We start from the raw sequence: 10,776 nt of genomic DNA on the forward strand, positions 1-10,776 counted from the left end.
TCACGTTCCTCCACCCGCCGACCGGACGTGCTCGTACAGCGCGGTCCAGCCGCGCGCGGCGGCCTGTTCCTGCATCCGTTCCGGGTGGATCTGGCGCAGGTGGAACTGCATCCGCTGGCTGCCCGGGGTCGGGATCGCGCCGTACATTTCAGCCAGCGTCTCGGCGTTGGCGTCGCCCAGGGTCCGCGACGACAGCCGGCTGAAATAGCGCGACCCGAACAGGTTGTTCACCCACTGGTTGAAGCGCGAGAGCTTCTTGAACACCATCAGCCCGAAGTTGGGATCGTAGAGCAGGTATTCGCGCCGCCCGTTGTCCAGCACATTCACGCCGCAGGCCATGCTGTGCTGCGTGCCGCTGAACACGAAATGGCTGCTGCGCGCGGTGTTGGCAAGGAAATTGGCCAGTGCATCGACGTGGATCAACGATGCCGCCGACATCGAGCCAGGCTGCAGGGCCGCGCCCTGCGCGTCGCGGATGAGGGAGCGCACTGCAGCGGCAGCGGGGCTGTCAGGCTCCCGGATCGCCTGGCGCAGGTGCTCCAGTACATGGATTTCTTCACCCTGCCCCATCGCCGTGGCCACGATCCGCGACAACCCGGTGCACATGCCCGCTGCGGATAGACCGGTCCCTTCCGCAAGCAGGCCCTGGGAGGCCTGGAGGAACTGGCCACCGGCGATGTACACCGAGTCGTGCACCACCTCGTTGACCACCGTGTAGCGCTCGGCACGCAGGGTACTGTCCAGCCGCTCGATGATCACCGACAGTGCGCCCTGCTGCACCGGGTCGAGGTGGCCGGACACGAACAGCTCCTTCATCTGCTCCAGTGAGGCGCTGTCGCGCGCCTGCTCCGGCGTCATCACCCGCTCCCAGTGATTCACGCCCCACTGGAAATCCTGTGAGCTGCTGTCCACCGAATGGGAGTGGGTGCGTTCGACCAGGGAATTCAGGGAACCGCGATAGCTGCGTTCAACCGACTGGCTGCGCCGGCTGGATCGGCTGATCGGTGCGCCGCCGCGCAGCCCGACGTCGCTGTGGGGTTCCCACGCACCGTCGGCATTCAGTCGTACCGGTTGGTGGTAGAAGCTGCCCGGCTGCGGATTCTGCAGCCGCCAGGTGCCATGGGCCCGGTCGAAGGCCACCTCATATGAGTTCCCGCCCTGGTGGATGTATCGCTCGCCCAGGTAGTCGTGCACGCCATTGTCCGCGGCGCGCGATCCGGACAGCGCCACCGGCCGGGCGTAACGCTCGGCCAGGTGCGCCAGCGGATCATCCACCTGCTCCCATGCTGCCGTCTGTATCTCCGGTTGCAGTCGTGAACCATCGCGCGCGGCCACCGCCGCCAGTCGCGCGGTGCCCAGCGGAGCTGACAAGGCAAGGCCGACTGCACCGCCGACCGCCGTGCCGGCGCCAGCACGGCGTTGCTCAGGCGTATCGCCGTCGACCATCTGTTCCACACCTCCCCCCAGCTGCAGGGCCGACAGTACCGCCACAACCGGCAGCGTTTCGGGCACCAGCAGGGCGACCAGGCCCATCGCCTGCTCGCAGCGCTCCAGCCGCGGCATCCAGCGGCCCCGGAACGCTTCCCACTCCGAAGTCATCAGGGTCTGCGCATCGCGACGCGCGCGTTGCCGCAGCCGCGCCAGCAGGGCCTGCGACACCTCGCCGCTGATCGGCACCACCGCGCCACCGTGTCCGAAAATCGCCTGGGTGCCGGCACCCAGCGCGGTATGCACGCCGTTGGACATCCAGCCATCCTGCAGGTCCGCCAGGTCGAACGCGGTCTCCAGCCATTGCCGCCCGGCGTCGGTGCCCGCCGCGCGTTCGATCCAGCCCATCATGTCGGCCCCGCTGGCGAACTCATGGAAGCGGTTGCGGTCGTTGGGGAAGTACAGCAATACCTCCGGCCCCACCTCGTCGGCGACGTGCAGTACGGTCGAGGCGATGCCATGCACCTGCAGCCAGCCGGTGCGTACACCGGCACTCGCAGCCGGCTGGTAGGACGGATCCTGCGACTCGGCCGCGGTCATTGTGCCGAACACACCAAGGGCCAGCTGCATGCCGCGCGCGGACAGCGATCCGTCGGCATGCTGTTGCGCGCAGCCGTACAGGTAACCGCCGCGCAAGGTGGTGAGTACGGCCGGTGCATGCTGCTGCCAGAACCGGTCCAGCGCACGCAGGTAGTCGCCCTGCACATCCAGTTCGCGCGCCATCGACAACAGCTGTGATGCGTCCAGCCCCACCACCTCGCTATTCTCGTCGAACACCGCGCTGTCGCTGCTGGTGTACAGGCCCAGCAGGCGCCCGGGGGTATCGTCAAAGCCCGCCGCGCGGGTCATCGCACAGTCGGCGAAGCTGGCCGCCGCCTGCTTCTGCGCCCGGTTGTGGACCCACCCGCTGCGCGTCTGGTCGCTTGGGTACCCGTCCGTGAAGGACACGATGTAACAACAGCTGCTGTCGAACGCGGTGCGGTAACGGCGCATGATTTCGTCATCCAGTCGCTGTTGGACGAACGGTACCAGCAGGGGGTAGGCGTGCTCGACCAGGCTGCGGCCGGCGCTCAGCGCGTGCAGCCAGCGCGCACCGTCCATGCCGGCATTGCGCAGCGCGCCCGGCGTGCCCGGAGGAAAGCGCGCCGTCCAGTGCGCCGCGCTGCGCGCGTTCAGACCGTCCATGTCCAGCGCCGCCAGCTCGCCTGCCGCGGCGAGCACCGACACGGGCACCGGCAGGTACGGCAGGGCCAGCGCCGAATCGAGCGCATTGAAGGCCTCGCGGATTTGCCATGGCGATGACAGGCCGGCGGCGCGCAGCTGCGCATGCCGCAGCTCCAGCGCCTGCATGAACAAGGCCCAGCGGAAGTCGCCGTCGATCCCATAGGCCTTCACCACCGGCAGCGCGCCCTGTTGCCAGCGGGCGTGCCCGTTGACCGCCACGCGCACCGGCAACTGGTGACGCACCTCGTCGGCAAGCTGCTGCAGCGCGGCGTCGCTGCTGTTGAACGCCTCGATCAACGGAATCCGGGTGGTGCTGATCACCAGCGTGATCGGCGCCTGCGGCGACGCCGCCGCTTGCGCGGTGACCAACAGCACCCCGTGCAGCGGAACCGCATGGCCCCGGTCGTTGGCGGCCAGCGCGTGCACGTCGATCTGCCAGCCCGGCAGGGCCAGCGCGCGGCCGTTGGCCGCTTCGGCAAGATCGAAACGGGCCGGGAAGTCGGTCAGCACCTTGACCGCTGCGGCCGCTTCGTCACCGAGCTGGCCCGCTGCGTTCAACAGCACCGCCGTGCCCGCAAGACGCCGGCCGATGCCCGATACGAACCCTTCCGAACCCGGCGTCGGTCGACCATGCCAGGCCTGTTCAAGGCACGTGTCGTAGCGGCGACGGAAAGCGCCCAGGTAATCTCGTCCCTGCACTTTCCTGAATTCATCGAGGGTCAGCTCGCGGCACTCCTGCACCGGGAAGTAGGTTCCCGGTACGCAGCGGTAGTAGAGCCCGGCGTGACCCGTGTCGGCGTCGACCGGCAGCAGTGCCGCGCCCACCAGGGTGTGGGTCCTGACCAGCCCGCTGCGTACCCGCCGGTCGGGCGGGAGCAGCCGGTGCTGGTTGCGGAACAACGCGCCGGGCGGGCGCAGCTGGCCGGCTTCCCAGGCGCGCCACTGCTGGCTGACCTGGAAGGTATTGAGGTAGATCGTGGTGGGGTCGATAACCTGGCCGGTAACGTTGAGCAGCTCGGCTGCGACCTGCCGCGCGAGGTCGGTGTCGAGGTTCGGCAGCGCGGCGGCGGACAGGGTCAGCGCCCGCTCCGAGGCCACCACGTGGCGCCAGGCCGCGGTCAGGCGCTGGTGCTGCTCGCTGGCGTTGCGCCCCATCGACTGCACCCAGGTCAGCATGCGCGACCGCGTTACCGCCAGGTCCACGCCCGCCGGCGGCGCGAGCGCGGCTGCGCCCGGCGGCGGCGCCTGCTGCGCCACGTCGACCAGCAGGCGGGTGGCCGCGTCGAGCCGGTCGCGCTCGGTGGCATCCAGGCCTTCGCCGCCACCGCGTGGCATCGGGAGGGGGCGAAGCGCGCGGCGCACACGCACACTGCCCTCGGCGGGCGGAAGTCCGTCCAACGCGTCGATGACCTCGCGTGCGACCTCGTTGGACTCCAGCAGGGTGGCCACGGTGCCGCGCAACGACGTCGCATCGCCCCCTGCGTTGTGGTGCACGCGTTGCCAGAGCACGTCCCAGATTGATCCCTCGCCGTCGCGGTCGATCACGGCGTCCAGGAGCCGCACTACGTGCCGCGTCCGCTCGTGCACCCGCGCCGGGTCCGGTTCCGGCTCGGGCGCCCGGCACGGTTGCGCATCCCCCGTGGGCGCAATGACCTGCGTGTCGCCGGATGCCCAGCGCCAGCCCAGCGTCGCCACGCCCAGCCCGCCGCCGACGAGACCTGCGGCCATCGCAAGCATGCTGCGGCCGCCCTGCCGTGATGCGCCCGACGCCACCGCTGGCGGGGCATCGGCCATGGTCACGGTGTGCGCTTCACGTGGTGTCGGCAACGCAGTGCCCGCCTGCGCCCAACGCAGCGCCTTCAGTCCAGGCGCGAGCCCGGCAACGAACAGCACCGCATCGCCCAGTGCGCGGCGCAGGCTGGGGCGCGCCGTGGTGGCCATGGCTGTACGGTCGGCCACCGACAACAGCCACCGGCCCAGCCGGTCCCCGTGGCCGCCCTGGGTGGCCAGCAAGGGGTCTGGCGGACCGCCGGCCAGCTGGTCCAGCGTCGCCAGTATCCGGGCGCGCTGGCCATCGCCGATCAACGGCACGCCCACGTCATCGACGCCGTCGAACAGCGCCGGCAGCGCGCTGCGTGCATCGATGCAGGCGCCATTGAGCGCGGCGGCGGCAGCGGCCTGTGCCACCGCACGGTCGACCTGCGCCGGGAGCAGCGTCGGCATCCAGTCGCGCAGCTGCTGGCGCACCACGTCACGCTGACGCGATGGCGACAGGCTGCACATACGTTGCGCCACCTCGCGGGCGTCGGCCATGCCGAGGGAGCGCTCGGCATCAAGTGCCGCATTCCACTCGCGTCGGGGCTGGTCCAGCGGGCGGTAAAGGGCGTCGCGCATCGCCTGCAGCAGCGTATTGCGGCGAGCAACCGCGTCGGTGAGCAGTGCGCGCAACGGAGCGCACTGCACTTCCCAGTCCACCCGTGGCAGGGTCAGCAATGCCATCAGGCTGCTGCCCCAGGCGGCACGCTGCGCGGCGGGCAGCCCGGCGGGCAGCAACCGGTCCAGCGCATCGTCCACCAACCCCTGCGCCATCGGCGCGGCCAGCGCGGTGCGATGGAAGTGCGGCTGCAGGGTCAGGAAGAAATGGGCGTCCAGCGGCCCCTGTCGCAGGGCAGCGGCGAGCGCGTCCAGCTCGGCGCGCGGTATGCCGTCCAGCCACAGCCTGCGCGTCGGTGCGCACGGCGGCGTGTTGCGGATCGAGACCGGGGTGGCGGCAGGCCGACGGCGCGACGATGGCGGGGACGACGGACAGGCCGGTGCGCTGCCAGCACGGCCCACCGGGGACAACGTAAGGTTCGCCATGGTCGTGTGGTGAGGTGACGAGGGCTGGAACCTAGCGCGATCCAGCGCGGTTACCAGCCCTGTCCTTGTCCCAGCAGCGCCTGGGGGTCCCACACGAAGCCGGAAGCGTCGTGCGGGATGGCGAAATACGTCAGCGCCGCCTACTTGAGGCTCGCCCCAAGTTCGTACCAGTCGATCCGGCGGGTGACCCACATCGCCGTCGCCAGCACCGCGAACAACAGCAGCGAGCCCATCAGCAGCGCGTTGTTCTCCGACACCAGCAATCCGTACAGCGCGCCGTAGAGGACGGTCAGCATGCCGGCAAAGCCCAGGCCGCGCAGCCAGCTGCGCAGCACGCCGGACAGGTACACCGCCTGCAGTCCGATACAGGCCACGGCCGACACCACGTAGGCCACCCAGAACGGAATGTGCTCGGACAGGCTCAACAGCAGCAGGAAGAAGATCGCCAGCGCCAGGCCGACCATCAGGTACTGCAGCGGGTGGATGCGCAGGCGCTTGATCAGCTCGAACAGGATGAAGCCGACGAAGGTGAGCACGATGAAGAGGATGCCGTACTTGCTGGCGCGGTCGGCCTGGGTGTAGATGTCCACCGGATTGACCAGCTCCACGCTGACCGTTTCCGCTTCCACGTCAGCGCTGCCGCGCAGCTGGCGCTGCGCCTCCGACGCCAGCGACGACACCGCCCACTGTGCCTCGAAGCCGTTCTCGCCCACCTGGCGCTCATTGGGCAGGAAGCTGCCGCCGAACAGCGGGTGCGGCCACGGCGAGCGGATCGCGATGCGGCTGTCGTCGCCCACCGGCACCACCGCCAGCGACCGCGTGCCATCCAGCACCAGCGACAGCTCCACCCTGCTGGCCGCCAGCAGGCCACCGGCGGTGTCGGCGAAGCCCTGCAGCGGCACGTGCAGGCCCTTGCCGATGCCGCTGACCTCGCCGACGCCCGGCTGCAGGGTCAGTGCGTGGCCATCCACCTTGAGCTCCGGCGAGCCGACCAGGCCGCGGACGTCGGCGATGCCCACCGCCAGGTACGGCGTGCCGTACACCCGACCGGCCTTGACCGGATAGTCGTCATCGCTGAACTCGGCGCTGACCTTTGCCTTCCAGGTGTACACCGGCACCCGGAACAGGCCGATCCGGCGCTCGTCCGGCACCATGCCGCCATCGACCACCAGCTTGGACGGCATCTGCAGCCAATGACTCTGCTCGACCTGGGTTTCCACCTTCTTGGTCCCGGCCGCGTCGACGACTTCCACCTGGCGGGTTTCCGTCCAGGGCACGACCCGGATCGGGCCGGTGAGGGTCTGCGCGCCGGCACGGCCCTGCGCCACGCGCAGGTAGGCCTCGTCGCGATATGACTCGCGTTCGCTGATCACGCCGCGGATCATCATCAGCGGAATCAGCAGCAACAGGATCAGTCCGCCCACGATGGCGAACCGCAACAGCATCTGAAGGGATTTCATCACCCGTCCTCGGTTGGGAAGGGTGCCAGCATCCCGGGTGCCGGTGGGCGGACGATGTGCCGTGTTTGAAGCGAATGTGAAGTGGCGGGGTCACCCAAGCGTCAGCGTTGCGACTGCGCCGCCGCCCTCGCGATTGGCCAGCTCCGCCCGGCCGCCATGCAGCCGCGCCACTTCCTGCACGAATGACAAGCCCAGCCCCGAACTGCGTTGACCGGTGGCCGGGCGCGCCAGCGAATAGAAGCGCTCGAAGGCCCGCTCCAGCGCATAGTCCGGCACCCCGCTGCCGCGGTCGGCCACGCGCAGGACCACGCTGTCGCCCTCGCGCACGGCGCCCAGCGCAATGCGGCTGCCGGCAGCGGAAAACGCCAGCGCGTTCTCCAGCAGGTTGTTCAGCGCCTGGCGCAGTAGATAGGGGTCGCCCTGCACCTCCAAGGCCGCGTCGGATTCGACGTCCACCGCGACCCCGGCCGCCTGCGCACGCATCGCCACCGCATCGGCGGCCGCGTGCAGCAACGGCGTCACCGCCACGCGCTCGCGCTTCTGCAGCCAGCCATGTTGCTCCACTTCAGCCAACGCCAGCAGTTTGTCGATGGTTTCGGTCAGGCGCTGCGCCTGGCCCTGGATGCTGCGCGCGAAGTGCACGCGGTCGGCCTCCGGAAGCGGCTCCTGCAGCAGCTCGGACGCGCCACGGATCGCCGCCAGCGGACTCTTCATTTCATGGGTCAGCGACTGTACGTACTGCTCCACGTAGGCCTTGCCTTCCAGCTTGCGACGCATGGTTTCCAGCGCCCGCCCCAGGTCGCCGATCTCATCGCGGCGCGCCTTGGGCGGCGGTACCGGCTCGCCGGCACTGACCGCCTGGGCATAGCGGTTGAGCCGATTGACCCCATGCATCAACCAGCCGGTCATCAACAATCCGACCAGCGCCGACAACCCGATCAGCCACGCCCCGCGCTGCAGGATGGCGCGCTGGCTGGCGGCGATGAACGGGTCGATGCTGCGGTTGGGCTGGGCCAGGCTGAGCACGCCGATCAGACGGGTGGGATCGGCCGGGTCATGGATCGGCGCGGCCACGTGCATCACCGAATGCACCTCGTCGCCGGGCGTTTCCGGGCTGGAGCGCGCGCCGTACTCGCCGCGCAGGGTGCGGTAGACATCGTTCCAGCGCGAGTTGTCGCGGCCGATGTCGCGGCCGGTGGAGTCGTACACCACGATCCCGCGCGCGTCGGTGATGGTCACGCGATAGTCCAGGCTGCGCTTGGGGAAGCGCCACACCATCGCCTTGGGATCGCGGCGCTGCGCGCGGGCCAGGTTGGCGACGAACGCGCCGTTGCGGATGTGGCCGGCCTTCAGGTCGGCAGCGGCCATTTCCGCCAACACGTTGGCTGCATCGACCAGGGTCGCCTCCATGGCCTGGCGGACCCCGGGTTTCACTTCGTTGACGAACACGCGCATCACGAAGAACGCGGCGATGCCCACGATCAGGAAGAAGCCCAGGAACAGTTTCAGGCCCAGCCGCACCCTACACCTCCAGCGCGTAACCCACGCCGCGATGTGTGCGGATCGGGTCGGTGTCGGCGCCCGCCGCGCGCAGCTTGGCGCGCAGGGTCTTCACGTGGGTATCGATGGTGCGGTCGGCGCTGTCGGCCGCGCTGTCCCAGCCCCGGTCCATCAACTGCGCACGGCTCAGGATCGCGCCGGGCCGCTGCAACAATGCCGCCAGCAGCGCATATTCGTAGCGGGTCAGCTCCAGCGCCTGGCCGTCGAAGCGGATGCGGCGTCCTTCGCGGTCGATGGAGAAGCGCCCGTGCGCCTGCCAGCCTGCGGTTCCGTCCTCCACCGCCGGGCCGCTGCGGCGCAGGCGGGCCCGCACCCGAGCCACCAGCTCGCGCGGCGAGAACGGCTTGGCCATGTAGTCGTCGGCACCCAGCTCCAGGCCCAGGACCCGGTCGAACTCGTCATTGCGCGCGGTGAGGAAGATCACCGGCACCTGGCTGAAGGTGCGCAGGGTGCGGCACACGTCGAAGCCGCTCATGTCCGGCAGGCCGACGTCCAGCACCACCACGTCCACCGGTGCCTGGCGCAGCTGCTGCAGCGCCTGCGCGCCCAGCAGGCAGTGCTGGGCGCCGTAGCCCTCGCTGCGCAGCGCGTAGAGCACGGTGTCGGCGATGGCGGTTTCGTCTTCGACGACCAGGACGGTGTGCAGGGGGCGGTTCATGCGCGCAGCATAGCCGCTGGGGCCGCCGCCCCGTACACTGCGCCGATGAATTACCACCACGCCTTCCATGCCGGCAACCACGCCGATGTGCTCAAGCACATCGTCCAGCTTGCCCTGCTCGACAGCTTCAAGCGCAAGGACAGCCCGTTCTTCGTGCTGGACACCCATGGCGGCGCCGGCCGCTACCTGCTGGCCAGCGAAGAAAGCCGCAAGACCCTGGAAGCCGAAGACGGCGTGATGCGGCTGATGGCCCAGCCGACCCTGCCCGCCGTGGTGGAGCGCTACCTCAAGGCGGTGCAGGCCGACAACCCGGTCGGGGCGATGATCAGCTACCCCGGCTCGCCACTACTCAGCGCCCAAGCCATGCGCGAGCAGGACCGCATGGCGGTATGCGAGCTGCAGGACGCCGAGGCGGCGGCGCTGAAGGCGCTGTTCGCCCACGACACCCGGGTGGCGGTGCTGCACGCCGACGGCTACGCGCAGAACAAGGCGCTGCTGCCGCCCAAGGCCAACGGGGTGAAGATCGGTCGCGGCCTGGTCCTGATCGACCCTCCCTACGAAGGCCAGGATGCCGAGTACCAGCGCATCCTCGCCTCGGTCAGCGAGATCCTGGGCCGCTGGCCGCAGGCCAGCTTCGCGATCTGGTTCCCGATCAAGCAGCGCCGCACCATCCTGCACTTCCTGCGCAAGGCCTGCGCCCTGCCGGTGAAGTCGGTGCTTACAGTAGAACTACTGGTGCGGCCGGACGACTCTCCCCTCAGGCTGAACGGCAGCGGCATGCTGTTGCTCAATCCGCCGTGGCAATTCGACCAGGTGCTGGCTCCGGCCATGCCGGCACTGAAGCAGCACCTGGGCGAAGCCGGTGCCTCTACCCGCCTGCAGTGGCTCAAGCAGGCAGAATGACGGGCGTGAGCGTTCCGTTCACGGAACGCGACCCCGGGGATGCGAGAATCTGAAGACCACCAAGGAACCACCGGTATGGCTACCCGTAACCGCATGCCGCCCTGGCACGAAATCTTCAAGGCTCCCAGCGGCCATGAACTGCTGATCCGCCCGATCCGCCCCGAAGACGGCGAACCGCTGAAGGGCGCCTTCAGCCTGTTCGGGCCGGAAGAAATCCGCGATCGCATGCTGCACTCGGTCAGCGAACTGTCCGACGAGTCGGTGCAGCGCCTGACCCACCCCAACCTCAAGCTCGAGATCACCCTGGTCGCGGCCGAATCGCTGCCGGCCGGTGAAGCGGTCGTGGGCGCACTGGCCCGCGCGTCGATCGTGCCCGGCACCCGCGAGGCGGAATACGCCATCCTGATCAGTCGCTTCCTGATCGGCCAGGGCCTGGGCCGGCAGTTGATGCGCAAGCTGGTGAAGTGGGCGCGCGGCAAGTACCTCGATCGGCTCTACGGCGACGTGCTGGAAGAGAACGAGCCGATGAAGCAGCTGGCCGCATCGCTCGGCTTCAAGCAGGTGCCCCACCCGAAGGAAACCCCGGGCCTGGTGCGGATGGTGCTGGAGCTTGAGAACTAGGCA

6 protein-coding genes are annotated in these 10,776 nt (G+C 69.3%); 2 read left to right on the forward strand and 4 right to left on the reverse strand.

Going from position 1 to position 10,776, the window contains the following annotated elements; genetic code table 11:
- The 4 genes from FSZ13_RS04495 to creB all read right to left on the reverse strand — a co-directional run bounded on the left by FSZ13_RS04495 (nt 1) and on the right by creB (nt 9,249).
- Nucleotides 1–5,571, reverse strand: coding sequence for a dermonecrotic toxin domain-containing protein (locus FSZ13_RS04495; protein WP_145478195.1), 5,571 nt, complete (start codon nt 5,569–5,571; stop codon nt 1–3).
- 140 nt (nt 5,572–5,711) lie between these two features.
- Nucleotides 5,712–7,031, reverse strand: coding sequence for a cell envelope integrity protein CreD (gene creD / locus FSZ13_RS04500; RefSeq protein ID WP_145478196.1), 1,320 nt, complete (start codon nt 7,029–7,031; stop codon nt 5,712–5,714).
- Nucleotides 7,032–7,121: 90 nt separating this feature from the next.
- Nucleotides 7,122–8,552, reverse strand: a complete 1,431-nt coding sequence (gene creC, locus FSZ13_RS04505; RefSeq protein ID WP_145478197.1) for a two-component system sensor histidine kinase CreC — start codon at nt 8,550–8,552, stop codon at nt 7,122–7,124.
- Nucleotide 8,553: 1 nt separating this feature from the next.
- Complete coding sequence (creB, locus tag FSZ13_RS04510; RefSeq protein WP_145478198.1) at nt 8,554–9,249, reverse strand: two-component system response regulator CreB; 696 nt, start codon at nt 9,247–9,249, stop codon at nt 8,554–8,556.
- Nucleotides 9,250–9,294: 45 nt separating this feature from the next.
- On the opposite strand from creB, the gene FSZ13_RS04515 reads away from it, so the two are divergent.
- A complete protein-coding gene (locus FSZ13_RS04515; protein ID WP_145478199.1) occupies nt 9,295–10,152 on the forward strand; it encodes a 23S rRNA (adenine(2030)-N(6))-methyltransferase RlmJ in 858 nt (285 codons plus the stop codon).
- Nucleotides 10,153–10,227: 75 nt separating this feature from the next.
- Nucleotides 10,228–10,773: a GNAT family N-acetyltransferase gene (locus FSZ13_RS04520; protein ID WP_145478200.1), complete on the forward strand. Its 546-nt coding sequence runs from the start codon at nt 10,228–10,230 to the stop codon at nt 10,771–10,773.
- Nucleotides 10,774–10,776 lie beyond the last annotated feature (3 nt).

It is taken from the genome of Stenotrophomonas rhizophila, assembly GCF_007667275.1.
In the GTDB taxonomy this organism is placed as follows: Bacteria; Pseudomonadota; Gammaproteobacteria; order Xanthomonadales; family Xanthomonadaceae; genus Stenotrophomonas; species Stenotrophomonas maltophilia_AE.

Excerpts from the sequence above, each read along its gene's own strand:
- creD (WP_145478196.1), bottom strand. The coding sequence starts at position 7,031 with ATGAAATCCCTTCAGATGCTGTTGCGGTTCGCCATCGTGGGCGGACTG.
- creB (WP_145478198.1), bottom strand. The coding sequence starts at position 9,249 with ATGAACCGCCCCCTGCACACCGTCCTGGTCGTCGAAGACGAAACCGCC.
- FSZ13_RS04495 (WP_145478195.1), bottom strand. The coding sequence starts at position 5,571 with ATGGCGAACCTTACGTTGTCCCCGGTGGGCCGTGCTGGCAGCGCACCG.
- FSZ13_RS04520 (WP_145478200.1), top strand. The coding sequence starts at position 10,228 with ATGGCTACCCGTAACCGCATGCCGCCCTGGCACGAAATCTTCAAGGCT.
- FSZ13_RS04515 (WP_145478199.1), top strand. The coding sequence starts at position 9,295 with ATGAATTACCACCACGCCTTCCATGCCGGCAACCACGCCGATGTGCTC.